This window comes from Aliidiomarina sp., assembly GCF_022565475.1.
GTDB lineage: Bacteria > Pseudomonadota > Gammaproteobacteria > Enterobacterales > Alteromonadaceae > Aliidiomarina.
This window is the reverse complement of sequence record NZ_JAIUMR010000002.1, coordinates 125,669-151,856: the sequence shown is the minus strand read 5'-3', so window position 1 is coordinate 151,856 and position 26,188 is coordinate 125,669. Positions and strand designations below refer to the sequence as shown.

Genomic DNA, 26,188 nt, shown 5'->3' with positions numbered 1-26,188 from the left:
CATGACGACAGCCGTGCATCCGCTCGACAAAGACGATCCACTTGCGCACAAGCGTGCTGCGTTTCACATCCCAGCCAATACCATTTATTTAGACGGCAATTCATTGGGGCTGATGGCCCCGTCCGTGCATGAGCGCGTGAACCAAGCGTTGCGTCATGAGTGGGGCGATGACGTGATCACAAGCTGGAATAAACATGGTTGGATCGACCTGCCGGTAACCGTCGGTAACAAAATTGGCCGATTAATCGGTGCGCCAGAAGGGCGAACGATTTGCTGCGATTCGACGTCCATCAATTTATTTAAAGTACTGTGTGCCGCGCTGCAAATTAACCAAGGACGGCAGGAAATACTGTCCACGGAAGACAATTTCCCAACCGACCTGTACATGGTTCAAGGGATTGAACAATTACTCGGTGAGCGCTGCACCTTGCGTTTAGTTAGTGAAGACTCACTACTGCAATCCATCAATGAAAATACAGCCGCAGTGTTGGTCACAGAAGTGAATTTCCGCACCGGGCGACGCTTACCGATGGCCCATCTCAGTGAGCGAGCACGAAAGCTGGGCGCTTTGACCATTGTCGATCTTGCCCATAGTGCCGGTGCTTTGCCGGTTCATCTGGAGGCTAACGACATTGATTTTGCAGTGGGCTGTACGTACAAGTATTTTAATGCGGGCCCTGGGGCGCCAGCATTTTTGTACGTCGCCAAACGCCATCTCGACGCGCAAACACAGCCTTTACAACCACTTTATGGTTGGTTGGGTCATGCAGCACCCTTTGCGTTTGCTGTCGACTACGCGCCAGCGCAAGGTATCCGTCAGTTTCTCACAGGTACACCGCCGGTGCTGTCGTTAGTGGCGGTCGATGCGGCGCTCGACCTGTTCGCCGATGTCAGCATGCATGATGTGCGCAATAAGTCGATCGGTCTAGCGAACTACTGGTTAGAGTGTATGGACAAGCATCATTTACTGGCTGAAATGCCCAGCATTTCGCCAGCCCATGCTGAGGAACGCGGCAGCCAACTCGCGTTTCAGCATGAACAAGCGTACGCAATTTGCCAAGCCTTGATCGCCGACGGTGTGATTGCCGATTTTCGCGCGCCTGAGTACCTACGTATCGGCTTCGCACCACTCTACAATAGCTACGCCGAAGTGGAGTCAGCTGTACAGCGACTCGCGAAGATTATGCAAGAGAAGCGCTACCTCAACCCCAAGTTTCAGCAGCGCAATCAGGTCACCTGAGCAGTTATTCTAGACCTTGAAATTGGAACGGCTCCGCTGCGACAAAATAAGAACTCGATTCGCCCGCATAGATTTGTTCGCGGTCGAGTTCTAATTTTTTCACATCTGCCCCTTCACTAAAATCAACATTGGCGAAGTTAACCCAAACCGTATTCGGCGTTAGTACATTTTCGCAGTAGTAAATCAAGTTTCGTTGGTCTGCCACCACACGCCAGCGGGTATTGGAAAGATGCGGTTGCTCGGGTGAACCAATGCCGTAAGGTACGGACACATTGCGAACGACACTAAATACGCTAGCGGCTGCGATGCGTGGATCACTGGTTTGTGGGATCATGTTTAAGTAGTAGGAAGCACGAACGAAACGATCAGCTGCTTTACCAGTACCCGGCAAAAATGCTTGCCCCGGCACCGTGTCCCAATAACTCTTGATTGCTAGCTGCTGTTCAAACGGCGGGTCATTGGTCATCACTTGATAGTCTCGGCTATGGTGGATTTGAAGCTCACCGCCGATATATTCAAAAATCGCGCTGTCACCCGTCGCATCAGACAAGGAAAGATGCACTGTGGTGAATTTATCCGTGCCGGGAATAAAGTCAGAAACAATCGCAAAGGGTACATCGCTGAAAAACTCAACGGCTTCGGCGACGGTGGCAAAATTATCCAGCGCATATTGCCCCCAAGCGGAAATCGTAAGGCCCGGCTGATCACCTTGCGGATCAAAGGTCGGATACTCAGAAGCAACGAGCCACAGCATATTGGCTACCAGCCCTTCTCATTCATGCCATCGGGTGTGGAAATATCCCATGAACTCGCGGCGACACTGCCATATTTCGACTTCCACGCAATCGAGTTCGGGCCAACCATGCCCTGACGTTCCATGCCACGAGGAAATATCCACAGATTTGCGGGTATGTCGATGGAGAAGTCCATACTCCGACCGGTGAGCACCGTATTGTCAGGACCCAAATAAACGAGGCGTGTACATGCATGGGACTAAGGAACGTAGGTAGCGGCCACGGTTAATACTGCCGCAGCTACGACAGAAAGCGATTTTTTCATGAATACTCCGAGTCTTGGTTTACGTCTTACAGGTGTTGATACCTAGCAGCCGATACAAACCACAGAAACGGAAAATACCTGTGGCAATCAGTGCGATACCCAAAATCCACCAAAAGTTACCAGCATTAATACTCCAAACTGCGAGCAAAAGACCAACAATAATGCGAATTGCACGGTCGGCAGTTCCGACATTGACCATACTAGCCATGAGACGTTCCTTTTGGGTTGTTTGTCCGCTTTAAGCGTAGACTAAATTCATCAAAGTCGCGCATGTTATTGCCGTGGCAATCTGCCTCAGTCGCATGTTGAATGTGCGTATTTACCACCGATTGGTGAAGTGATTAAAAATTCGTTAGTATGCTTATGGTCAACGTTAATTTGTTAGCCAACGAGTCTGAGTCGTTAAGGATAAGTACTCAAATGACATCATCGAGACCACATTCACGAGTCGACAAGGTAAAAAAACTCAACGCGATTGGGATTGCATTGTCTGCAGAGCGCAGTCACTCCGCACTTTTGCGCGCGATTTTGCAAAGCGCACGCGAGCTGACGCAAGCCGATGCGGGCTCTCTTTATCTTGTCAATGCGGCAACACAAACGCTCTCTTTTGCTTTCATTCAAAATGAATCGCTCCAGCTCGATGTCAATTGCGCCGTTGCCGAACGCGGGGCACAGTTCCCCGATATCCCACTCTATTTGGAGTCTGGGCAGGCCAACGACAACATGGTCGTCGTCCAGTCCGTTCTGACCGCAACAACAGTTCGCGTTGACGATGTCTACAACAATCATCAGTTTGACTTCAGCGGTACGAAAGCCTTCGATGGCCGCACCGGTTATCGCTCCCAAGCATTTTTAACGGTGCCCATGCGCAACCACGAAGGCGATGTTATCGGCGCGTTACAGCTCATCAACAAAAAAGTCGACGACGTGGTCACTCATTTTGACGACGATGATTGCGAATTAACTGAATCACTTGCTTCACAAGGCGCAGTGGCACTGACGAATCAAAATTTAATCACCGAGTTACATCAGCTATTTGACCGCTTTACGGAAGTCATCGCGACCGCCATCGATGCCAAATCACCCTCTACCGGCGCCCATTGTCGACGCGTTCCCGATGCCACGATGATGATCGCAAAAGCTGCCAGTGGTGCGGAGTTCCCCGGCTTGGAAGAATTTACACTGAGCCCAGCAGATGAATATGAATTACGAATAGCGTCCTGGCTACATGACTGTGGCAAGATCATCACCCCCCATCATGTGATGGAAAAGTCGACCAAACTCGAAACTGTGCGCGACGGCATCGACGCTGTCTGTGAACGCTTGCAGCTGGCCGCAAAAGATCTTGAGCTACAATGGTTTCGGCAAGACCCGTCAGCGCGACAACCGCGGCCTGAGCTTGACGCGCAACTGGCTGCGATGCATGCCACCGAGGACTTTTTGCGCAAGGTCAATATTGGTGGCGAGTTCCTCAGCGACAGTGACATTGCGCGGATTGAAGAGCTTGCCGGTTTGACCTGGACTGACAGCGCCGGGCAAATCCGACCCGTGATCACGGCAGAAGAGTGCCAAAACCTGTGCATTCGACGCGGCACGCTCAACGCCGAAGAACGAAAGATTATGGAAGATCACATGGTCCATACCGTCGCCATGTTGGAAAAGCTGCCCTTTCCGAAGCATCTCCAGCGCGTTCCTGAGTATGCCTGCGGACACCATGAACGAATGGATGGGCGCGGTTACCCGCGTGGTTTAACTCGCGATCAGATGTCGATTCCCGCGCGCATGATGGGTGTCGCAGATGTGTTTGAGGCACTGACTGCGCATGAACGCCCATACAAAAAGCCCATGCCGCTTTCGCAGGCTTTGGGCATCATGAAAGGCATGGTTGAGAACTATCATCTTGATCCTGATATTTTCGCGCTTTTTGTCTCCAAGAAAGTTTACCTCGACTACGCCAAGAAACATCTAAAAGCCGAACAACTTGATTCGGTCGACGAAGACGCTTTGTTGCACTACAACTTTAGAGAAAAAGGATAAGGAGTGTCATGAGCGAACGCCGCAAGTTATGCGCGATTATGTTTATCGACATTGTCGGCTATACGTCGCTCATGTCGACCAGCGAAAAACAAGCGATAGCTGCTGTTCGTCAGGTTCGCCATGAACTAAAAGGACTGCTTCCCGCCTATCATGGTGAATTGATCAAGGCACTCGGCGATGGCTATTTATGTATCTTTAAGAGTTCCATTGAAGCGGCATCCTGTGCGTTGGCATTGCAGCAAGCTCTTGATGCAGCCCCCTTTCAAATTCGGATTGGTTTGCACTTAGGTGACATCATTCTCGCCGGCGACGATGTCTATGGTGATGGCGTCAACGTCGCTGCGCGGATTGAATCTGAGGCCAGCGCAGGCGACATATTCGTGAGCGACGGGATTGCTCAAGCCTTGCTAGGCCACGACAATTTTCAAGTACTCAGTCAAGGTGAAAAGCGTCTAAAGAACGTCGCCAAGCCGATTGAGGTCTTTCGCTTACAAGGTCAACCGGTCACTGCTGCGCCCAAACCCAAAGCGTCGGCTGTTCAGATCGCTGTGGCTCTGACCGTGTTGCTTGGATTAGTGATTCTGGTCTGGTTGAATTGGCCGCCGAGCAGCATTGCGCCGAATCAAGAGCCTCCGATCACGACAACCACTACCTCCGGAAAGGGTGATTTAGCCACGCTTGCGGTTTTACCCTTTCGTAACCTCAGCCATGAAAGCGACTCCGACTATTTTTCCGATGGCCTTTCGGAAGAAATGATCCTGACGTTATCGCGAATTGATGGCTTACGGGTCTCCGCTCGCACTTCGTCGTTCCGCTTCCGTGACCAAAGTGAAGATCCGCTTAGGATAGCCGAGCAGTTGCACGTGCGTTATTTGCTTACGGGTAGTGTGCGTCGTGCGGGGGAACGTATGCGCATTACGGCGGAGCTTGTGGACACGCAATCGGGGCGCGCGATTTGGCAAGAATCATTTGAGCGGACCCTGACGACAACGGCTATCTTTGACGTTCAAGATGATATTGCTATCGCCGTCGCCAACGAAATTCCGGACATTTTACAACTCACCAAAGTAACCCCGCGCGGCACTGAGAGTTTAGCGGCTTACGAGGCGTTTTTGCGTGCTCGTGACACAACCGGCAGCGCCTATCAAGATCGACTCGAGCGGTTGCGCTGGTATGAAATCGCCCATGAACTCGATCCTGATTTTATTGAAGCCGAAGTTGCGGTTTCTTTGCAACGTGGATTTATGGTCGGAAGTGGACTCCTGCCATTTGCAGAGACGCTGGCTGAATTGCAACATCAAGTCGACGAGTACCTAGAACGCGGACTCGGTCAGCGCACTGATGTACTACGCTTTGCGGGCTATGTGGCCTATTTGAGTGGTGACATCGACGGCGCCGAATCCTACTATTTGCAAGGTTTGGAGCAAGAGCCGAATGATATTGGCCTGCTCATGTCCTATCGCAATATTCTTAGCTTTACCACGCGCAATGACCTAGCGAATCAGTACTTCCGGCGGATTCTCGAACTCGATCCGCTCAATCCTCTCTATGTCGGCTCACAAGCTTTTTATCACATGTATTATGGCGACTTCCCGGCGATGCAAGCACTCTGTCATCGATTGAAAGACGAGCTCCACGATCCGCATACGAGTTATTATTGTCTGAAAAACTATTACGCGTTTGTCACCTTCGAGTTCGACAAAGCATTAGAACTTATTCACCAAGAACTCAAGCACACACCGCACAGTCACTTTTATTTCAATGCCGCGACGTTAGCTAACTATTTGCATGCCACCGAACAAGCCATGGGTTGGGCACAACCGATTGAAGAGCCGTATTACCGCTTGGCGATGCAAGGAACCACGGAATGGATTCAAGGCGATATCGATGCGTCACTGGCTTCACTGGCGGAAGCCTACGCTACCGGGCGACAACAAACAGCCTTGACGCCGCTGGCTCAACTGCTGATGAGTATCGGGCGCTATACCGAGGCAATTGAGCTGGTGTCGACGCTAAGTAGCCTCAAAAATCCGCAAGAACGTCTCGACCGTACGCAAATTCAATCCGCCATGGTCAAGGCCTATAGTTTGCGTCAGCTTGGGGAAACGCACGAAAGCAACGCATTATTTGAGCGGATCTGGGCACGCCTACAAGAGAACGACCTTGCGTACCGCGGCATCTACGGGATTGTCTATACTCGAGCCGAAGTCCTTGCCTTGATGGGTGAGCGACAGGCCGCCCTCGACGAGCTCGAGAAATTACACGCCGAGAGCATCATTACGTTGCAGCACTCCACACTTTTCGGATACACCCCCGAGCAAAACTTGTACTTTGCATCGCTGCACGACGAACCGCGCTTTCAGCAGTGGTTAAGTGGTCTTAACAAACAACGACAAGCAATGCGCGCTGCAGCAGCGAATCTCCTCGATCCGCCGCATTAAATTTGCAGGTTACAAAAAACGGTGGCTTAATAAACAATCGCTAACAACAATAAAAAGATACCGAGCTTATCTATGTCCTCCACTGCGTTTGCAGAACTTGCTGAATATCTTGATTTGCTGCTTGAAGCAATTTGTGTGGTTGAGCCGAATCACCGCATCAGCTATGTGAGCCGAGGCGCTGAGCGGGTGTTTGGCTATCGACCGGACGAAATGGTCGGTCGGATGATCTATGAATTCATGCACCCGGATTATCGCGAAGCGTCATTGCGTCAGGCCGCCCGCGTTAACGCCGGCGGTGATGTCGTCCACTTCGAGAACAAGTACATTCACAAAGACGGTCACGCGATCGATATTCACTGGACGACACGTTGGTCCGAAAAGGACCAAGTTCGCGTCGGCGTTGCTCGGGATATTACTGAGCAGAAACGACTTGAAGTCGAGCGTGAAGCCTTGATAGCAAAGCTGGAGTCGATGGCCCTCACGGATTCGTTAACGGGGCTACCCAACCGAGTGTTATTTGCGGACCGAGCCGAAGGTGCGATCACCCGTGCCCAGCGTTCTCAGCGCGGTTTTGGCGTGCTCTACATCGATTTAGACAAGTTTAAACAAATGAACGATGAACAAGGTCATGCCTTCGGCGACGAAGTTTTAAAAGCCGTCGGCCAACGGTTACAACATTCGGTTCGTCCGACCGACACCATTGCTCGCTTAGGCGGCGATGAGTTTGTGGTGCTTGTCGATGTCGGTAACAGCCAGTTAGCCCCCGAAGCTGCGGTGAATACCGTGGTAAAAAAGATTGACGAGGCGTTCGCGCAACCACTGCAGGTGGAGTCGCTCCCGATTAATATTGGCATTAGCATCGGCATTGCACTCTGGCCTGTGCATGGGCTTACCATTGAACAATTACTTCAGCATGCCGATCATTCCATGTACCGTAATAAATTCGCCAAGTGAGTGCACGTCCATGACCAAGACGTATGACGCATTGATTATTGGCTCCGGTTTCGGTGGCATTGGCATGGCCATTCAACTAAAAAAAACCGGTCGCCACGATTTTCTCGTCCTTGAAAAAGCGGGCAGTGTCGGTGGAACCTGGCGCGATAATACCTATCCTGGGGCTGCCTGCGATGTCGAATCTCACCTCTATTCACTGTCATTTGCGCCGAAACGCGATTGGTCGCGCCGCTACGGTTCGCAAGCCGAGATTCAGCGGTATATCGAGTCTTGTGTCAGCCAGTTCAATCTGCAACCGCACTTACGTTGCAATGCCGAAGTGACCGAAATGCGCTTTCACGACAGCGCAAAGTTGTGGCACGTCACGCTGGCAAGTGGCGACGTCCTCCTCAGCCGCACCGTGATTACCGCTGTTGGCCAACTGAACCAGCCACTGTATCCCAACATTGACGGGTTGGCGGACTTCCAAGGGCCAGTCTTTCATTCAGCGCGCTGGGATCACAGCGTCGAGCTTACCGGCAAAACGGTTGGCGTCATCGGTACTGGCGCTTCCGCCATTCAATTCGTGCCGCAACTGAGCAAAATTGCCAAGCGCTTACAGGTTTTTCAGCGTTCTGGCTCTTGGGTGATTGGCAAAAACGACCGGCCTTTTCATCGTTGGGAACACTGGTGTTTCCAGAATATCCCCGGTGTTGCTCGCTTGTACCGCACCTTTTTGTATTTAAAAACCGAGTCACGTGCGGTGGTGTTTACGCGCTTTAATTGGCTCTTAAAGTATGGTGAGTGGCAAGCGCACCGGCTAGCCCGCCGTGACATGAGCAATGAGCAGAAACGCCAACAACTGATCCCGAATTACAAGATTGGCTGTAATCGCATCCTTTTGGCTAACGACTGGTATAGCAGCATCGATTTACCTCATGTTGATCTGGTCACCTCGCCGATTAAAGGTGTCACCGCGCGCGGCGTTGTGACCGCCGATGGCGTCGAACATCCAAGTGACGTTTTAGTGCTTGGTACGGGATTTCGCGCGACGGAATTTCTAACCCCAATACGGGTCATTGGTCGTCAGGGCATTGACCTTAATCAGGCATGGGCGCAAGGTGCCGAAGCTTACAAAGGCATATCGGTCAGCGGTTTCCCCAATTTATTTATGCTCTATGGCCCGAATACCAATCTTTCTCACAGCTCTATTTTACTCATGCTCGAGTCGCAAATGCATTATGTCCTGCAGTGTTTGCGGGCACTTGAACGCCACCGGGCCGTGACGATGGATGTAAAGCCAGAGCGCCAGCAGCACTATGTCACTAAACTACAAAAGAAATTAGACAATACCGTGTGGTCGTCCGGTTGCAGTTCTTGGTATTTGGACGACAACGGCCGCAATGTCGTCAACTGGTTTGGTTTTACCTTTAGTTACCGCTGGATGACGCGTCGCGTAAAGGTCGATGACTATGACTGGGTGCGAGAGCCATCATGAAAAAACAACAGCTACGCCGACTGATTAAATTCGCGATTCAACCGCTGTTTCACCCGCGCGTGCCATTTTCGTTGCGACGCAAATTGATGAAGAGTGCGGCACTTCTGCAACGCAAACAACGCGGTGTTCAGCGCGATGAATTGATCTTAGGTGGCGTGGTGACCTACAAAGCAGCAGCGGCACACGCCGGCTCCCTGCACATACTCTACTTGCATGGCGGAGGCTACGTCTTTGGTGATGTGTCTACCCATCGCCAAATCGTCGATGGCTTAGCCGTGATCGGTCGCGCTACGGTTTGGATGCCCCATTATCGTCTGGCACCGGAAAAGCCATTTCCAGCAGCACTCGACGATGCCGTAGCAGCCTATGAGGCACTGCTGGATAAAGCCATTAGCCCTAACGATATTATCGTCGCTGGTGATTCCGCCGGTGGAGGTCTCAGTGTCGCCTTAGCCGTGCGCTTACGCGATGAAGGTGTGCCGTTACCGCGTGGATTAGCCTTGTTCTCGCCATGGGTGGATCTCACCGTGACTCGCGCCAGTCATTTTGGCAATGCGGCACTCGATCCGATGCTCTTGCCATCCGGTTTACAACACTGTGCAGCAGCTTATTGTACGCAGACTCCGCGCGAACATCCGCTTTGCTCGCCGCTTTTTGCTGACTTACAGGGTTTACCCCGCATGCTAATTCAAGTCGGTACCGATGAGATTTTGCTAGATGACGCCGTAGAACTGCACAAAGCCGCAGTGAAAGCCGGAGTATCGGCAGACTTACAAGTTTTTGAAGGCATGTGGCATGTCTTCCAACTACATTGTCATCAGCTGCCAGAAGCGACCCAAGCGGTGAAACAAGCCTTACAGGCCTTAGCGCCTCCACAGTAGATAGGGTAGACCTCATCGTGAGTACTTGTTGTCGTCGCAGAAACCCCGTAAAATACACCTTCGGTACAAAATCTGACCACAGCAGCGCTATCGTCTGTTTTGAGGAATCATAGCTTGACGCGCATTCAGCCTCTTTCGCCATGGCAATCGCTACTGATTATCGGCTTACTCGTAATTGCGCTGTATGTCATGATTCCCTATGGAGAATTTGCCGGTTTGCTGTATGTCGTGATTACCGCTGCGGCGAGTGTGTCCGTTTTTGCTGCCGTGCGACAGCAGCGCCCCTTATTTCGCGGGCAGGCCTGGCTGTATATCGCTAGCGCTCTGGCGTTGGCCGCAATTGGTCACATTATTTGGTTTTGGCTCGATCTATACGGTTTAGAGCCGGTTCCGTCACTTGCCGACGCCTTTTACTTAGCCGTTTATCCATTGTTCATTCTCGCGCTGTGGACGCTCGGCCGCCATCGTGGCCGCTCCGACGGCGCACTGACCGACGCCGTAATCGTCGGTGTGGCAGCGGCAGTACCGGCCTGGAGTTATTTGATCGCGCCTTATTTAGAGGCCAATCTGGCGTTGACGCAATTGATCGTTCTGACCGCCTATCCAGTAGCAGACTTAGTCGTTTTACCACTGATAATACGACTTATTTTTATTAATCGTTCGCGCATTCTTTCACATTACTTCTTACTGATTGGCATGCTTGCGTATTTGGCTGCCGACATGTTGTACGCCCATGGTAATTCCAGTGGTTGGTATCTGGCAGGTGGTCTTACCGATGGTTTGTGGCTAACTGCATATCTATTTATAGCCGTCGCCGTGTGGCATCCTTCAGCTACGAAAGTGCCTGAAGATCATGCGTCAGCCGCGGAAATGTCAAGTCGACGGCTACTGGTATTAAGTCTGGCTACAGTGATGGCCCCGGTAGTCATTCTATTCAGTGCTGGTGCTGATGTCCTAACCGTTCGCGTCGCTGCATTCGTGTCGATTATTCTCTTTTTACTGGTGATTTACCGCATGGCGGGGCTGATTCGGAAAACCCACGAACAAGCGGACAAGCTCGAACAATTGACCCGCATTGATCCGCTCACCCAAGCCGGCAACCGACGCTTTCTCGATGAAGTCTTAAGCCATGAGATGTACCGTGCGCAACGACTCGATAAGCCACTGACGGTCGCATTTGCCGATTTAGATCGCTTTAAAGCATTTAACGACCAATATGGCCATGCCGAAGGTGATGCTTTACTCGTGGAATTGGTCGCAAATTGGTCGACCGTCTTACGCCAAAGTGATCGACTCGCTCGAATTGGTGGCGAAGAATTTGTTGTGGTTTTACCGGAAACCAGTGCCTCAGCCTCTATTCCATTGCTGGAGCGGATGCGTCGAAGTGTGCCGCGCGGACAAACCTGCTCTGTCGGCGTCACTGAGTTGCGCCCGGGTGATACACCCGAAGGCCTCATTGCCCGTGCCGACCAAGCCATGTATCGGGCCAAGCAGAATGGTCGCGATCAGATTGTGAGTGATTAGCAGACAACAAAAAGGAGCCTCGCGGCTCCTTGTTTCATCATTGTCTTTGTCAACGGATGCGGCCTGTGACCACACCAAACGTTGATTTAGATAGCAACGATATTTTCAGCTTGTGGGCCTTTCGCGCCCTGGGTCACAGTGAAAGACACTGCTTGACCTTCAGCTAAGGTTTTGAAACCTGTGCTGGCAATCGCGCTGAAGTGAGCAAACACGTCTGCTCCACCTTGACGCTCAATAAAACCAAAACCTTTCGCTTCGTTGAACCATTTAACGGTACCAGTAACTGTATTAGACATAATTAAACTTCCTAAAATAATAAAAATCGCCTGTCGAGGCATGCATTGGAGAGAAAATAAGAGCGGTTAATGCAACAGAACGGAGTTAATTACGAATAATGTGGCAACGAAGTGTAGAACAACTGAATATTTACTAACCAGAGACGTGCACTCTACGCTGATCTGGCAGGAAGTCAAACTTATTCGTGAAATAGTTTTACTACCTGCGAAGCTTGAAGGGACGACAAGGCTTACAAATCTAAACGCAAACCTTGTTCCACTTGCTGAATAAAATGCTCGGGTAGTTCATGCGCGACAGCGAGTGTGCGCCATTGCGAGACCTGCTCAATGGTTTCGTCGAGAATCTGATCGATATTCGCGGGACTGAAAATCTTACCGAACCGTTCGAGGCCATAAAAATCTTTACGGCTAAAGTCTTCGCGTTTGCCGTTTAAGCTCATCCAGTGGCTGTTGACCCACTTACTGCCGGGCTTATAGCTGAAGGCAACGTCATAAGCTGGAGCTAGTTGCCATTTCTTATCAGGAAGCATAAAAGCAAAGTTTTTACTGTGATCGTCGTGATTGCGCGCGACAATGTTAAAGCACATTCGCCGCAACAGTTGTTCTGCCTCGTCACGACTTAAACGCAGTTCACGACCGACACTGAATAGCTCTTCGTAGGAAAACGAACCGGGCTTCTTGTAGTCGACGTGAGCTAGGCCATTTAAAGTTTGCACATGCACCTTGTCATTCCCGATGCGGTCAAAACGCTTGGTAATGAAATGTCGCCGATTGCCTTCGGGTAAAAGCGCACAGTGCTCCATGTGAATACCGGCTGCTGTGGCCATGCGATAATAGATATACTCCATCACACCGAAACCACTTGGGTCACCAAAGGTCTCGCGATTGGCATTGTGCTCGGTGACACCGTCGAACTTCATCAAATAGTGAGTGAACCCTGCAGGCACTGTGGTTTGCCCTGAACGAACTTGCGTGAAGTCGTCGTTAAACGCTAGTACCGCTTTCGGCCGCGCACCACCTGCGCTCATGCCAACCGATAAGAGCTCCATCATGGCTTGGCGGTCGGCTTGACGGTCAGTTGCGAGGTTAACTGAAAACTGGTCGCGGCTATTCATCACCTCTTGCGCAACCGCGATAAGGCTATCGATTTCTATTTGCTGCGCTTTGTTTAAGAGCCTTTTGTTTATGGCCGGCGCATACTCCAGCGCGCCCATGCCACGAACGCCGGTATATTGTAGGCGCTGCAGTGGCGTTATGTCCTGGGGTGACTTGCCTTGTGCCGCTACCCAAGCATTCATGACGGCATTACCAAAGTCGTCGGGCAATGAGTCGGCGACTAAGCCCGTTAGTCCTTTGAAAGTTTCAAAGTTCAGTTCAGGAAAGGAATACGGATTTGGTTGTAAGGGCATGGTCAATGGCGACAACTCGACGCCACGCTTAATAAAGCTGGGGGTATATTGAAAGCTGCCGTACCCTTTTGTGGTATCAAAGCTTAACGCGCCGGCATCCTCGCCCTTATAGCGAACCGTAACAACTTCCATTACCATTGTTCCATGCCCTCGCTATCGTCGACTTGACCACTTGCTCGTTGGCGCTTTTTCCCTTTGAGTTTCAATATTTCCAGAGGCGAAAGATCTTGTTCGGGTAAGAAGTTCTCAAGCTGTTCAGCGACACCAAGCACCTGTAGAATTGCTACAAAAGTTTCCAACCGCGCATGGCCTTTCTCCGCTTCAACAACGGTGCGCCGCGCCACCCCGACTTTTTTGGCAACGTCTTCTTGGGTTAGATTCTTATTGAGGCGAGCCTGCTTGAGTCGTTGACCAAGCTCCGCAAGAATCGCTTCGACAGGCGCCGTTCTGAACCGCATAGTGATACCTTTTCATTACTTTAACGTCACTTTTTTCACTTATGATACTAATTTAGCACATTACTTCACGATATCAAAAAATATAATCAATGTAATTAATAATGCCCACTAATAGCAAAAAATCCACTTTATGTAATTAAATTTATACTTTAATTAAATTCATTCAGAGCGGAGCTCATGCCCAAGGCGAAGTCACTCGCTTGTTGTTTTAAGAAATTCGGGCTACATTCGCAGATACGCGCTAGCGCACTCAAGAAAAAGAATAACAAGGAAAATCTTATGGATACCGAAAAATTACGTGATTTACATAAGCTAAAAGAAGATGGAGTTTTAAGTGAGGAGGAGTATCAAGCAGAAAAGAAAAAGCTGCTCGACGATCCTCGTCCAACAGGCTCGGTGCTGAACGCAACCGACAGCCGCGATTACTCCATGTTCATTCACCTGTCGCTTTTACTTGGTTTGGTCTTTCCGTGGATCGGCTTAATCGTGCCCATCGTACTCTGGCTGGTGAAGAAAGAAGAGCCGTTCATTGACCAAAACGGTCGTATTGTGGCGAACTGGCTAATCAGCTCAGTCATCTATTCAATCGTCGGCCTCATTTTGGCAGCGGTACTAGTTGGTTTCTTTATCTTGTTCGCACTCGTTATTTGCCACGTTGTCTTTGCCATTATCGGCGCAATGAAAGCGAAGGACGGCGAACTTTGGCACTATCCACTGAGCATTAAGTTCTTTAAAGTCTAATGGTGCAGCCATTCACTAAACTGTGTTGCCCGCTGAACTGCGGCTCGGCGCTGGTACTCGATGGCAAAACCTGGCGCTGTGAAAACGGTCACAGCTTCGATGTAGCTAAGCAGGGCTACGTGAACCTGTTGCCGGTGCAGAACAAGCGCTCGAAGGATCCCGGCGACAGTAAAGCCATGGTGCAGGCACGCGCCGAGTTTCTCGCCAGTGGCTTTTATCAGCCACTGGCAGAGGCGCTGACACGCGTTGTTTTACAACAACAGCCAAAGAGCATACTCGACGCCGGCTGTGGTGAGGGTTATTACTTACGTCAGATCTTGGATGCTGCGCAAACTAGCGGGCTGAATATAGACCTTGTCGCCCTCGATATTTCCAAATGGGCCGTGCAAGCTGCGGCGCGCAGCGACAAACGTGCAACTTGGCTGGTGGCCTCAAACAATCAAATCCCAATTGCTGCAGGCAGTATCGACGCCCTGCTGTGCGTGTTCGGCTTTCCAGTCGAAGCAGAGTTTGCTCGGGTTCTTGCGCCAAATGGGCGCTTAATCATGGTCGATCCCGCCGAGAATCATCTCATTGAGCTAAAACAAGTCATATACACGGACGTGAAAGCTAAGCCGTATCAGTTACCAATTACCGGCGCGAGCTGGCAGTTAACGAGCGAACAGCGCGTAACATTCACAGTCACCCTACCTAGCAACCAAGCTGTTCGTGACCTGCTGGTCATGACGCCACACCTTTATCGCGCCAGCAGCGAAGGAAGATCTCGCGCGGAGGCACTTTCCGAGCTGACCGTCACCGTTGATGTTTGGCTGCGTGAGTTCGTTAACTGCGACTAGACGTTGAATTCCGCACAATCAATTCCGGCGGCGCAAAAACTCGATTCTGTCGCGCTCGAGCTCTGCATTACTATGGTCGGCGTCACGGTAAAGGCAATGAGAATACCAAACTAGCTTTCCGCGCTTTGCACACAAAGGACGCTTTTGCAAAGTCGCCGAAGCCATTCCTTGTTTCGTGATCACCGCTGAATACGCAGGCTTGCGCGGTGTTGGCCAATATTTAAAACAAAAACTGGAACGTCAATCATGAGCTTTTCACACTGGCAACACGCACCTGCCGATTGGGCTTTGCAATGTTTTTGCTGGGATAGCTGCGAGTTGCGGCGTGAGTAGGATAAAAAGTTCGTTCATAGTATCTCCGTTGCCCAGTTAGTCCTTCAAAGTCAGAATACTTGCAAGCTGGTGCATAAAGCCATAAAGTTTCGAACTAGGCTTCAATGGCTTCATGGGAAATGCCACAAACGCATGGACATACTCACAATTATAGTGCTCACGGGCATTACCAACCTGACATTTGCGCTCTACAGTTGGCAGCAAGTGAACAACCCAGAATCCCATGCGGCTTGTCGACCCTGGGCTCAGGCTCAATTCATTAAAGCCATTTCATTTGCTGTTTATGCAATTGCCCTCTATTACGCGTCAAATGATCTACGTTGGGTAGCTAACCTAGTCATTATTTTGGGCTGCTGGGCCGAAGTTAAGGCTTACTTGCGGCTGTCAAAAACCCAGATATCCGCCCTGTATCTCGTTAGCGGTTTCGTGCTTTCGAGTGCCATTTTCACGCTTGTACATTTCACCAGCGGTGATGGCCCGAACAACCTGACCGTGGTGACCATTTCATTTCTCTTGGTCGTGCCGCTGGGTATGAATGTCTACGCGCTGTATCGGCTCAGCCGCCAACATCTGGGCAGTGTTTTTCCAAAAGTATTATTGGCGGTAAACCTTTTCATTACCCTACTATGTTTCATGCGCGGACTCTTTGCGGTCAACAACCCAGATTACATCATAACCCAAGCCGTATTTAGTAATCAGTTGTTCATGTTTACTACGTTCATTAGTGCATTGGGTAATGGCATAGGCTTTATTGGTTTTCTCAAAGAGCGCTCCGACGAGAAGCTGCAAAAGCGCGCTAACATTGACTATTTGACCGCCATCCACAATCGTCAAAGTTTCGAAAAAGCGGTCAGCGTCCGAATTCAAGAAGGTGAGCGTTTCACTTTGTATTTTATCGATATCGATAAATTTAAAGCGGTAAATGACCGTTCTGGCCATGCAACCGGTGACGAAGTATTGCGGATTTTCGGCAAGCTTTTACTGAAACTAGAAACAAATATGTTGGGTGTTAGCGGCCGACTCGGCGGAGAAGAGTTCGGTTTATTACTGCCCACCAACACCCCAATTGCACACGAGCAGATTATTTCCCAGTTGCGCTACGATTTCGCTTCGCAAAGCGAACTAAACCTCGGTGAAGCCATGACCTTTAGTGTTGGTGCTTGCGCTTCAGAACAAGCAAACAACGTGCAAGATCTCATGCGCCATGCAGATATTCTGCTTTATGATGCGAAGCGGAAATTGTAGTTGGGTACAGCTACAACCAGCCTTTCTGACTAGCGATCCGCGCAGCGTCGATACGATTTGCAGCATTCAACTTGCTAATCGCTTCGGAAAGGTAGTTGCGCGCGGTGCCCTCCGCGATAAAGAGCGCTTGTGCAATTTCACTGGTGCTTTTGCCTTCGGCAGCCAAGCGCAAGGCGTTGCGTTCTTTATCGTTTAACGGATCTTGGCTGCCGAGTGAATCGAGTAGAAGTTGCGTGTCGACCACTTTCTTGCCTGCCATGACGTCGTGAATGGCTTGAATGAGACTTTGCACGGGCGCGTCTTTGAGCAGGAAACCGCTGACGTTCGCATCCATCGCACGTTTGACATAACCACTGCGACCAAACGTCGTAAAGATGACCACTTTGGTAGCTAGCTTGTGTTTTTGCACGAATTGCGCCAGCTCGATTCCCGTAGCGCCAGGCATTTCGATATCGGTTAGCAGCACATCAAATTCGGCGTTTCGCAGCTGGACTAACGCGTCACTGCCATTGGCGACTTCAACAACCGTAAACCCACCTTCAAGCTGCAACAAACTCGCTAGGGCTGTGCGAATCATAGCTTGGTCTTCAGCAAGTAGTATTTTCATGGAGCCTCCGGCGTTGATGTCGCTGGTAACGGCAGCATGATTCGAGCAGCTGTGCCGTCTGCAGTAACCGCAAGCTCAAGTGAGCCGCCAAAAGCACGCAAGCGCTCTCGCACACCCTGCAAACCATTACCTTCGTCGAGCGTCTGCGCCGTTCCATTGTCATAGACTTGGACGCAGTGACCCGCTTGTTGAGAAAACTCAATAGCGCATGCATCGCCCTGACTATGCCGCAAAACATTGGTGACTAATTCGGTTAAGGCGAGCACAAGAACCGTTTCGAGCTGTGCCGGAAGCAGCGGTATGTCACCTTCGACCGTGACCTTAAAACCGCTGTCAGCGAGACGATTACGCAGACGCGTCACTTCGTTTTTAAGCCCGTCATGTTTGTAGCCCGACACGCTCTGACGCACTTGAGTCAGGGCATCACGAGCGGTTTGGCTGAGCTCGCTAAGGTGCTGTTGGGCATCTTGAACTTGGCCATGCGCCAGCAATTTTTCTGCCAGTTCAGCTTTCAGCGCAAGACACGACAAGGTGTGTCCAAGGATATCGTGCAAGTCCCGAGCAATGCGCTCACGCTCGACACTGGCCGCTAGATATTCAATTTCTTGGTTGGTTCGTTCCTTCGCGCGCCGCTGCTCCATTTTCTTCTGTTCGACCCAGCCAAAGAAGCTAATCCACGCAATAACTGGCATCGATATCAGAAAGAAAGGGTGAAAATTGCCGGGGCCGATATAGCCAAACAGGCCAACACCGACAATCAAAGCACCAACACTGAGGAGGTAACGCTGCAACGGCAAAGCATAACCGAAGAAAAATCCAGAAAACACCAGCAAAGCCACTGCGCCAGGGTTCATTAACAACAAGGCAAAGCCGAGCGCGGCAATGGCAACTGCATACTTAAACATCATCGCCTGCGTGCTTTTGTAGGCGGTAAAGTAGAGCCATAAAAACACCCCTAGTCCCAGCAACATAACTGCGGCTTCGACCAGTGAGTAGGGAAACACGAAGAAAGGAATAAAGAAAAACACCAGGTTAACGAGGTAAACCCAAGAATACTTTTGCGGTAATTGCTCTATGTGCGTGCTCATCGTGCGTTCGTCCTATGCATAATTTCTGAGCAACATACTAATCGTGTTCTCCTGCCCACGCTAGTGACACTTGTCATCAAATAAAATGCGAAGTGCATCTCGAATCCGTGACATTGGACAGCTCCAATGGCCCGCGCCAAGTCGGATAATTGCTTCGAATTTAACCACTGGAGCAATCAACGATGAACATCAAAACACTTTTTGTCACGATCTTATTTCTGGCCACCAACCCTGCTTTCGCTGCTCTCGACGAGAATGCGCCGAGAACGCTTGAAACGCCGGAATTCAACGTCACCATTTATGGCACTGGCCAGCCGATTCTGCTCATTCCTGGCTTATCGTCGTCTGCAAGCGTCTGGGACGACACGGTTGCAGCGCTGAAAGACAGTTATCAATTGCACGTTTTCCAGTTAGCCGGTTTTGCCGGTCTACCGGCGCTGCCAGCTGAGCAGTTACAACAGGGATTTATTCACACACAACGCTCGGCGATTGAGGATTATATTGTTCGCCATGACCTCACTGAACCGGTTATCGTTGGTCATTCACTCGGTGGGTTTATTGGAATGCAACTTGCGTTAACGCATCCTGAACTGCTCGCCGGCGTGGTCAATGTGGATAGCCTACCGGCACTGGGCGCCTTATTCGGGCCATTCGAGCAGGACGCGGCAGAAACAGCGCCATCTGCTTTCGACCCGCACGCGATGGCGGCTGGCATGAGCAATAACAGCGATTGGCACGAGCGGATTGTTGCCGACATGTTCAGCTCTGACGGCATGACCTCTGGTCAAGTCATGGGCGAACTAATGATGGCTGACCTGCGTGAGGAACTGGCCCGTTTACAGGTACCTATGTTGACGCTTGGCGCCCTGCAAAATGGCGCACCGTATGCGACCGCCGAGCAAGTGCAAAAAAACTATGAAGACCAGTTTGAGCACGTGGCAAAGCACTACCACCGCTTTGCCTTTGCTGAGCAATCGCGCCATTTCATTATGGCCGACGCTCCTGAATGGTTGGTCACCATGATTCAGGCGTTTATGACCGAGCTTTAACTTTAGTTATCGCTGGCGACGGTTGCGCTGTCGTCAGCAGTTGCTTTTAAAGTCGCAATGAGACTGTCGGAATTATGCATTTCGCCATTGAGTACCAGATTGATGGCGTGTCGTTGACCCGCCTCATCCTGCCAAATCAGCGCATAATGTTTGCCAATCCCTAAACCGAGAAAGCTCTTCAAAAAGGACTTTTCCTGCAAGTCCACGATGCTTGCCCGCGGAACCGTGTGATTGCCAGTAAACGAGCGGATGGTGAATGCTTCTTGAGACAACTCGTAACGATCCCATGCAATGAAACCACCAATGGCCATCTGTGCACCGAGCAAAAACAGTATGATATTCAACGCCACACCACTCGGCGCCATATAACCCCAGCCAAATAGACCGGCTAAACAGGAGAGTGAAATAAAGCCCATGGCTATCAACAAAAATACAGCGGCGAACTTGCTACTTTTCTGCGAATAGACTTCCAGCACTTCACCGTCGTCTGTTGGTTTTACCGGTGCTGGTTTGGCTTGCGTAAACGCAAAGGTATACCAGTAGCTCATGAAGAACCCGAAGAATATGGCATTAAAGAGATAGGTTTTGGCTAACGTCGGTACGTTTTCAATGAGTCCGCGCGCTGCCTTTTCTTCACCAAGAAACGACGGCATCGAAAGCAAACTCATCAACAACATGAGGGTCGCAAATGTTAAGCCAAAACGAAGAAACATTGTACCGAATACCTTGTAGCGACCTTGTCGTTGCTCTTGGGCGTGCACTTCAGCGTCGCCAAAGCTTGCCACGGCCTGTTGTCCTGCCGCCTCTGGCGATTCACCCTGTTGAAGATAGAGCTCACTCGACTCGAGCAGATGGTCGCGCGTTTCCTCGAGCGTGATTTTACGTACCCCAGTACTACCAACTAAGCGCGTATCAAGATTTCGCAAGTACTGGTCGATCGCCGCATTGCCGGTGTCTAAGTCGGTCGGGTAGGCATGCTTCGGAAAGCGTGTTAAGCGATGAAAGTTCATACGTCAGTCCTTCTTAAAAATTGTTCGGTCAAGTAATGCCGAGACTTGCCGCCAAGCTTCAATTTGTTGTTTCAGATACAGATGTCCAGATCGCGTGATGTTGTAATATTTACGGGGCGTACCGCGGTCACCCGGCTGACGATATGACAGCACGAGCTCTTTGCGTTCTAGACGGTGCAAGAGTGGGTACAAGGTCGCCTCTTTCACCACCTCGGCATCATCGCCAAGCTGCTCGCGCAAGCTTTCTTTAATTCCAAATCCATAATTTGGCGCGACCAACAACACATTCAACACTAAGGTGTCGAGCAGCCCTTTATAGATTTGTTCACTTTCGTTTCTGGCCATGGATTCACTTTAGCTATGTTTAATAAGCCTAATGCAATTAACTTTACTAAACAAACCTAAATTGATCAAGATTTCGTGAAAAAATGTCGATAGGCATTGGCTAGACATTGGCTAGACATTGTTTTTTGGGGTAAATCCACGGAAAAACTAGACGAGTCTGCCACGGTTTTTTGGTATAATTCTTAAGCAGTATGGTCTAAAACTGCAGCGATCATCCATTACCGATTGAAAGGCGGAGAAGTGCTAAAGCCCAGAATCATTGTTCCTCAACGCTTTATTCACCAACAAGCGATTATTCGTGGTGAAGAGTTTGGCGTGCTGTGCTGGAATACACAAAAGCTGACGCAAACACTAAAATTTCAGGTGGCGTTAGCGCGTATTCTGCATCAATTCCCGAGCCTTTTTTTGCTGCTCCAAGAAGCAAAACTTACCTTACACAATGATTGGAAAATTCCGCATTGGTCATACGCAGTTGCACCGAATATGCAAACGAGCCGTTCGGTGTACGGCGTTCTCACTGCGTCGCAAATCGCCTTTACCGACGTGCAAACACGACTCACCAGCAAACGCGAAGGTTTGTTCGCAACCCATAAAAGCTACATGTTGTCTTATCATCCACTGGCGAATGACCAGTCGCTGTTAATCGTGAATGTGCACGCGATAAATTTTGTCAGTGCCAACTATTTCTTGCGGGAAATGGAGTTGTTACGCGCTGAATTGAATCATCACAATGGGCCATTGATTGTTGCGGGCGACTTTAACGTTTGGAACAGACAGCGCCGCTTGCACTTACTGCGTTTTTGTCGCAGCGTTGGCTTGCGTCAGGCGTACATGTCAGATGACCACCACATTAAAACCTATCGAACCCACCCGCTCGATTTCATTTTCTATCGCGACTTGGTGCTGAAAGAAGCCACCGCTATCGACACGACAACGGTGTCTGACCACAACCCTATTTATGCGCGTTTTGCTGTGTGAGCCAAGTCACGAGGTAATCACGCGTGGCGGGTGAAAACTCGATGTCACGCCAAGCACCGTCGTAGCATTTCGGCGCGCTTTTAAATGAATGTTCCTCACCCAGTGCCGTATAATAGCTAATATTTTCCGGTACCCCTGCAGGAAACAGGTCGTTCAGCGCAGCAATACTCCGTTCCGGGCTAACAAGCGGGTCGTTTTCGGCAAAAAGCAGCAGTAACGGTTGCGTCACCTCAGTCAAATAATCATCTGGCGTAAAGTCTTTAATAACATTAAGTTGTTTCAATTCATCTGAAAATCGTAGCCAGCGTGCCAGTGACAACCCTAGGCTTACCCGACGCGACATCACTCGATACGCTTTGTCTTCCGTCGTATTATGTTTGCATTGATACGCGCTAGCATAATCATTAATGAGCTGTTCGCGAACACCGAAGGTTGGTCCTGCCATGCTTATCCCAGCAGCAAACAAATCAGGGTGATCAGCAAGCGCAATTTGAACAATCCAGCCACCCTGGCTATGCCCCACCAGATAAATACGCTCAGGATCCACCCAGTTCAGCTGCTGGAGTGATTGAGCAACCGCCACGGCGTCAGCAGCACGGTCGGAAAAATTTGCGGTATACCAAACGCCACTCGATTTACCAGTCCCTCGCTTATCAAACGCAGCCACAGCATAGCCTTTGGGTAGCAAGGGTTGCTCCAAAAAAAAATCAATCATCGCGCGATTGTTGGCGATGGTCGACGGCTCACCGGAGCCGACCAGAAATATGACGAGAGGCTGTCGTCCCTCTCGTTGAGCATCGCGCGTTACCTCGACGTGAAGTGTGTTACCCGCATGAGCGACTGCAAACTGTTGGCGTAGCGGTTCTGCTGCCGCCGATTGAAAACTGACGAGCACCGCAAAAAACAACAATGAAGCCAGCCGACCAACCCTACGCTGATGTGCTTGTTTGTTAGTGTGAGTAGATTGGTACATGATTGCTCTCCCGTTAGTTTGATGACAACAAGTTTATCGAGCACCGCGCCTATCACCAGTGAAGCTTTATTAAGAAGTAACCTTAACCTTCCTTAATAAAGCCTTTTCAACAAAAAGACGGTAAGCTTAAGCCACTGTTTATCTTCGTTTGCATTCAATTCGACTAACATTAAACAACACCTCATTGAGCGAGGAATGATTTTGCGTCAGTGCTTTGTTTTTGGGCAATGGACCTATTACTGTGATGACTATCGTCTCGTGCATGAACATGGCGATACGGTGCAACTTGAGCCACGTCTCGGGCGCTTGCTTGAATTGTTTTGTCAACGCCCCGGCGAGACACTCAGCCGTGATTTTCTCATTGATGAAATTTGGGCGCCACGGGTCGTCTCTGAAGAGAGCTTAACGGTTGCTATCAGTCAATTGCGTCGGCATTTGCGGGAAGGAAAAGGCCCCGGTTATATCAAAACTGTGCCGGGTCAAGGGTATGCCTGGAAGATCAGTACGCAACGACTGCATGATACAGCAACGTCCAAACCTCCGCGTTCGACGTGGCGTAAGGGCATCACTGCCAGCGCGGCATTTCTTGTCGTTGTTGTCGTCAGTATCATCCTCTGGCCATCAGCAAAACTAGATCACCAAGCAGGAACACAACTTGCACATTACGAAACACTAAACCGTGCCTCTTTGTTGGTCGCTAGCGGCAATGATCGTGAGATTGACGAAGCGATTCGACTGTACCGCGATATTTTGTCTGAAGAACCGAATGCACAAGCCTACTACGGCATGGCTAAAGCCAAATTAACTCGGATATCGCCCCATGAAATCCCTATCCATGCCGATGAGTTAATTAGTTTAATTGAACGGGCATTAGCAGAAGATGCGCAATTACCTGAGGCCGAATGGCTACTCGGCATGATCTATTTTTATGGCCGTTGGGATTTTGCGACAGCAAAAGAGTTACTGGTCGGTGAATTCAATCGTGACAACCGCTCACCTCGTTTCTTACTGCAGTTTTCTGAGGTCATGCTCGCGCTTGGTGAGTCTACGTGGGTCGAACGAGCCATTCGCGAGCTTCGACGTCATCACCCAGAATACTATGCAGCACCAATGCTTGCGTGGCTTCACTTGTTGCTCGGTGACACCGAAAGGGCTCAGCTTGAGATCAGCCGAATCCTTGCGGTTGAACCGGCGAGTGCGGAAATTTTAGTCTCGGCACAACATGTTGCATATCAGGCTGGGCATGATGATTTAGCCTGGCAATACCTTGCTGAATTGCTGCAATTCGCTAAGGTCGCTGAGGATATACAAATGGAATTGCAGCAACATTATGAAAAAGGAGGGCTTCCATCAGTACACGAGGCTCTGATGCAAAATCCGCTGACACCGGAACTCGGTCATTATCGACCACCCATGGCAACCGCGCGCCACGCCATTGTTGCCGGACATAACGACTTGGCCATTGCTGCCATTCGTCAAGCCATCGCTGAGCGTCAATGGGAGGTGCTTTGGCTCTTGGTTGACCCGCATTATGAACCCCTCTATGTCCACCCTGAATTTATCGACGTCGCTACCCATTTTCAGCAGCTTACTGGACAAAATTAACAAAACTTAACCTTAAACTTTAGCTTACTTCAGGACTTAGCCGCCGTTTTGATTGATGCTGATGCCTTTCTTAACTGAGGCATTACCCAATGAAAACAATAATTCCGCGTATCCTTTGTGCATCGGCTCTGCTGTTTAGTAGCGCGCTTTTCGCACACACCGATTGGGTTGGTTTTAAAGGTGACAACCAACGCAACGGCCGCGTTGCACAAAATTTTGCACAGGATTTAACCCTCGTTTGGCAGCACAAACTACCGACAACCGTCACAGCATCGCCGATTGTGAGCGAGGATCGGCTGATTGTTGCAGGACTTGACGGTGTACTTTATGCATTTGACATCAATACGCAGACAATTATTTGGACGCTACCCACAGGGGCGAGCATTCGTGCAACTGCCACTGCCGATGCGAATCATGGTTACGTGCTCAGTGAAGACGGTAACTTCTATGCTTTTGAACTCGCCACAGGACGCGTGACCTGGCAATTTAAAACGCTCGGTCAGCAACGATTTTCTGCTTATGGTTACTTAAATATCCAAGAGGACACGCCCATTGTTGACCCATGGGACTATCTTTCGTCGTCTGCGGTAATTTCAAATGACTTGGTAATTTTTGGTAGCAGTGGCCACCATGTCTACGCACTCGAGCGAGCAACTGGCAAACGAGTCTGGAGTTATAAAACGGGTGGTGCTGTGCATAGTTCTCCAGCACTTTGGGGAGATGTGGTGATTGTTGGTTCTTGGGACGGCCGCATTTACGCGCTTGATGCAGCAAGCGGCAAACTTCGATGGCAATTTGCCACCGAGTCGGAACAAGAGTTTAGTGTTTGGCTCGGTGTTCAAGCAAGCCCGACTGTGGTCGACGACCAAATCTATATTGGCGGACGCGATGGCTATTTGTATCGTTTGGACGCTGCGACTGGCGAGATTGAATGGCGCTATGACATGGCGCGGTCGTGGGTACTAACAACCGTAGCCGTCAGTGAGCAACTTGTCTTCGTTGGCAGTTCAGATACTGGTTTAGTCATTGCCATTGAGCGCGATACAGGCAATGAACTCTGGCGCTATACCACACAGAGTTGGAATTACAGCTCACCATTATTATTTAACGACGCCGTTCTCTTCAGCTCAATGCTTGGCAAAATCGTGGCTCTGAATTTCAGCGGTGAGCTGATTTGGGAGCAACGCCTTGGTGCTTACCACACCGATACTTACCGCATTTTAGACGAGAACGGTCGTCTGGCGGACCTAGCTCAGAACGGTAGTCGGCACGACTCACTCTACGGCTTAATGTCACGCGTACTTGCCAGTGGCGGCTTCATGGCAACACCTGCTTGGGCTAACGAGCAACTAATCCTGATCAGCAATGCTGGTGATATTTATATTTGGCAAGCGAACTAAATTTGTTGAACTTACTTCATTACACCATAAACGGAGATTGTCATGAGTGACAAAAAGAAGAAATCAAGCTGGCCCGGCGTTGGCTTTTACGTAAGCCTGCCCCTCGGGGTCGCGGTCGGCTTATCGATAGACAACATTGGCGCCGGAATCGGTATTGCCATTGTCCTTGGGTTGATATTTGATGGCATGAAGAAATAAGTTC

24 protein-coding genes and 2 pseudogenes are annotated in these 26,188 nt (G+C 50.2%); 16 read left to right on the top strand and 10 right to left on the bottom strand.

All coding sequences use genetic code 11. The features are described from left to right. Nucleotide 1: 1 nt before the first annotated feature. Nucleotides 2-1,240, top strand: coding sequence for a kynureninase (kynU, locus tag LAT77_RS02460; RefSeq protein WP_290562958.1), 1,239 nt, complete (start codon nucleotides 2-4; stop codon nucleotides 1,238-1,240). Between the two features lie 4 nt (nucleotides 1,241-1,244). On the opposite strand, the pseudogene LAT77_RS02455 reads toward kynU, so the two are convergent. After that, nucleotides 1,245-2,170: pseudogene (locus LAT77_RS02455) on the bottom strand (linear amide C-N hydrolase). A gap of 148 nt (nucleotides 2,171-2,318) precedes the next feature. Further along, nucleotides 2,319-2,507, bottom strand: coding sequence for a DUF2892 domain-containing protein (locus LAT77_RS02450; protein WP_290562957.1), 189 nt, complete (start codon nucleotides 2,505-2,507; stop codon nucleotides 2,319-2,321). Between the two features lie 212 nt (nucleotides 2,508-2,719). On the opposite strand from LAT77_RS02450, the gene LAT77_RS02445 reads away from it, so the two are divergent. From LAT77_RS02445 to LAT77_RS02420, 6 genes are all read left to right on the top strand, one after another. Further along, nucleotides 2,720-4,336 carry an HD family phosphohydrolase gene (locus LAT77_RS02445; RefSeq protein WP_290562956.1) on the top strand — a complete coding sequence of 539 codons (1,617 nt, stop codon included), beginning with the start codon at nucleotides 2,720-2,722 and terminating at the stop codon, nucleotides 4,334-4,336. 8 nt (nucleotides 4,337-4,344) lie between these two features. Beyond that, entirely contained in the window at nucleotides 4,345-6,777 is a 2,433-nt protein-coding gene (locus LAT77_RS02440) for an adenylate/guanylate cyclase domain-containing protein (RefSeq protein WP_290562955.1), read from the top strand. Between the two features lie 72 nt (nucleotides 6,778-6,849). After that, the gene (locus LAT77_RS02435; protein WP_290562954.1) at nucleotides 6,850-7,731 is read left to right on the top strand and encodes a sensor domain-containing diguanylate cyclase; all 882 of its coding nucleotides are present in this window, start codon (nucleotides 6,850-6,852) and stop codon (nucleotides 7,729-7,731) included. A 10-nt stretch (nucleotides 7,732-7,741) separates the two neighbouring features. Then, nucleotides 7,742-9,208, top strand: a complete 1,467-nt coding sequence (locus LAT77_RS02430) for an NAD(P)/FAD-dependent oxidoreductase (RefSeq protein ID WP_290562953.1) — start codon at nucleotides 7,742-7,744, stop codon at nucleotides 9,206-9,208. Continuing rightward, the gene (locus tag LAT77_RS02425; RefSeq protein ID WP_290562952.1) at nucleotides 9,205-10,089 is read left to right on the top strand and encodes an alpha/beta hydrolase; all 885 of its coding nucleotides are present in this window, start codon (nucleotides 9,205-9,207) and stop codon (nucleotides 10,087-10,089) included. Before LAT77_RS02430 ends, LAT77_RS02425 begins: the two co-directional genes overlap by 4 nt. A gap of 114 nt (nucleotides 10,090-10,203) precedes the next feature. Beyond that, on the top strand, nucleotides 10,204-11,613 hold the full coding sequence (locus tag LAT77_RS02420) for a GGDEF domain-containing protein (protein WP_290562951.1): 1,410 nt from the start codon (nucleotides 10,204-10,206) through the stop codon (nucleotides 11,611-11,613). Between the two features lie 86 nt (nucleotides 11,614-11,699). On the opposite strand, the gene LAT77_RS02415 is transcribed toward LAT77_RS02420, so the two are convergent. The 3 genes from LAT77_RS02415 to LAT77_RS02405 all read right to left on the bottom strand — a co-directional run bounded on the left by LAT77_RS02415 (nucleotide 11,700) and on the right by LAT77_RS02405 (nucleotide 13,776). After that, nucleotides 11,700-11,909: a cold-shock protein gene (locus LAT77_RS02415; RefSeq protein ID WP_126792102.1), complete on the bottom strand. Its 210-nt coding sequence runs from the start codon at nucleotides 11,907-11,909 to the stop codon at nucleotides 11,700-11,702. Nucleotides 11,910-12,139: 230 nt separating this feature from the next. Continuing rightward, nucleotides 12,140-13,450: a type II toxin-antitoxin system HipA family toxin gene (locus LAT77_RS02410; RefSeq protein ID WP_367118125.1), complete on the bottom strand. Its 1,311-nt coding sequence runs from the start codon at nucleotides 13,448-13,450 to the stop codon at nucleotides 12,140-12,142. Beyond that, nucleotides 13,450-13,776 (bottom strand): helix-turn-helix transcriptional regulator, encoded by a 327-nt coding sequence (locus LAT77_RS02405; protein ID WP_290562949.1) that lies wholly within the window; start codon nucleotides 13,774-13,776, stop codon nucleotides 13,450-13,452. Before LAT77_RS02405 ends, LAT77_RS02410 begins: the two co-directional genes overlap by 1 nt. Before the next feature lie 279 nt (nucleotides 13,777-14,055). On the opposite strand from LAT77_RS02405, the gene LAT77_RS02400 reads away from it, so the two are divergent. The 4 genes and pseudogenes from LAT77_RS02400 to LAT77_RS02385 all read left to right on the top strand — a co-directional run bounded on the left by LAT77_RS02400 (nucleotide 14,056) and on the right by LAT77_RS02385 (nucleotide 16,931). Further along, the gene (locus LAT77_RS02400; RefSeq protein ID WP_290562948.1) at nucleotides 14,056-14,517 is read left to right on the top strand and encodes a DUF4870 domain-containing protein; all 462 of its coding nucleotides are present in this window, start codon (nucleotides 14,056-14,058) and stop codon (nucleotides 14,515-14,517) included. Beyond that, entirely contained in the window at nucleotides 14,517-15,353 is an 837-nt protein-coding gene (locus tag LAT77_RS02395) for a putative RNA methyltransferase (protein WP_290562947.1), read from the top strand. Before LAT77_RS02400 ends, LAT77_RS02395 begins: the two co-directional genes overlap by 1 nt. A 133-nt stretch (nucleotides 15,354-15,486) precedes the next feature. Continuing rightward, a pseudogene (locus LAT77_RS02390) lies at nucleotides 15,487-15,603 on the top strand (glucokinase); the annotation flags it as partial. Nucleotides 15,604-15,818: 215 nt separating this feature from the next. Next, nucleotides 15,819-16,931 carry a diguanylate cyclase gene (locus tag LAT77_RS02385; protein ID WP_290562946.1) on the top strand — a complete coding sequence of 371 codons (1,113 nt, stop codon included), beginning with the start codon at nucleotides 15,819-15,821 and terminating at the stop codon, nucleotides 16,929-16,931. A gap of 10 nt (nucleotides 16,932-16,941) precedes the next feature. Here the strand turns inward: LAT77_RS02385 and LAT77_RS02380 are convergent, their stop codons facing one another. Together LAT77_RS02380 and LAT77_RS02375 are read right to left on the bottom strand one after the other, a co-directional pair. Continuing rightward, nucleotides 16,942-17,538, bottom strand: a complete 597-nt coding sequence (locus LAT77_RS02380; RefSeq protein WP_290562945.1) for a DNA-binding response regulator — start codon at nucleotides 17,536-17,538, stop codon at nucleotides 16,942-16,944. Continuing rightward, nucleotides 17,535-18,626 carry a sensor histidine kinase gene (locus LAT77_RS02375; RefSeq protein WP_290562944.1) on the bottom strand — a complete coding sequence of 364 codons (1,092 nt, stop codon included), beginning with the start codon at nucleotides 18,624-18,626 and terminating at the stop codon, nucleotides 17,535-17,537. Before LAT77_RS02375 ends, LAT77_RS02380 begins: the two co-directional genes overlap by 4 nt. A 182-nt stretch (nucleotides 18,627-18,808) precedes the next feature. Between LAT77_RS02375 and LAT77_RS02370 the strand changes: the two genes are divergently transcribed. Then, on the top strand, nucleotides 18,809-19,675 hold the full coding sequence (locus tag LAT77_RS02370) for an alpha/beta hydrolase (RefSeq protein WP_290562943.1): 867 nt from the start codon (nucleotides 18,809-18,811) through the stop codon (nucleotides 19,673-19,675). A gap of 2 nt (nucleotides 19,676-19,677) precedes the next feature. On the opposite strand, the gene LAT77_RS02365 is transcribed toward LAT77_RS02370, so the two are convergent. Next, nucleotides 19,678-20,685 carry a hypothetical protein gene (locus LAT77_RS02365; protein ID WP_290562942.1) on the bottom strand — a complete coding sequence of 336 codons (1,008 nt, stop codon included), beginning with the start codon at nucleotides 20,683-20,685 and terminating at the stop codon, nucleotides 19,678-19,680. Nucleotides 20,686-20,688: 3 nt separating this feature from the next. Further along, nucleotides 20,689-21,030: a PadR family transcriptional regulator gene (locus tag LAT77_RS02360; protein ID WP_290562941.1), complete on the bottom strand. Its 342-nt coding sequence runs from the start codon at nucleotides 21,028-21,030 to the stop codon at nucleotides 20,689-20,691. Between the two features lie 240 nt (nucleotides 21,031-21,270). Here LAT77_RS02360 and LAT77_RS02355 point away from each other — a divergent pair, with 240 nt between their 5' ends. Beyond that, nucleotides 21,271-22,008: an endonuclease/exonuclease/phosphatase family protein gene (locus tag LAT77_RS02355; protein WP_290562940.1), complete on the top strand. Its 738-nt coding sequence runs from the start codon at nucleotides 21,271-21,273 to the stop codon at nucleotides 22,006-22,008. Here LAT77_RS02355 and LAT77_RS02350 read toward each other — a convergent pair. After that, entirely contained in the window at nucleotides 21,983-22,981 is a 999-nt protein-coding gene (locus tag LAT77_RS02350) for an alpha/beta fold hydrolase (protein ID WP_290562939.1), read from the bottom strand. The genes LAT77_RS02355 and LAT77_RS02350 overlap by 26 nt on opposite strands. Before the next feature lie 195 nt (nucleotides 22,982-23,176). Between LAT77_RS02350 and LAT77_RS02345 the strand changes: the two genes are divergently transcribed. The 3 genes from LAT77_RS02345 to LAT77_RS02335 all read left to right on the top strand — a co-directional run bounded on the left by LAT77_RS02345 (nucleotide 23,177) and on the right by LAT77_RS02335 (nucleotide 26,184). After that, nucleotides 23,177-24,586 (top strand): winged helix-turn-helix domain-containing protein, encoded by a 1,410-nt coding sequence (locus LAT77_RS02345; RefSeq protein ID WP_290562938.1) that lies wholly within the window; start codon nucleotides 23,177-23,179, stop codon nucleotides 24,584-24,586. A gap of 89 nt (nucleotides 24,587-24,675) precedes the next feature. Beyond that, nucleotides 24,676-25,986, top strand: a complete 1,311-nt coding sequence (locus LAT77_RS02340; RefSeq protein WP_290562937.1) for a PQQ-binding-like beta-propeller repeat protein — start codon at nucleotides 24,676-24,678, stop codon at nucleotides 25,984-25,986. A gap of 42 nt (nucleotides 25,987-26,028) precedes the next feature. Next, nucleotides 26,029-26,184 carry a hypothetical protein gene (locus LAT77_RS02335; protein WP_290562936.1) on the top strand — a complete coding sequence of 52 codons (156 nt, stop codon included), beginning with the start codon at nucleotides 26,029-26,031 and terminating at the stop codon, nucleotides 26,182-26,184. Nucleotides 26,185-26,188: the final 4 nt, after the last annotated feature.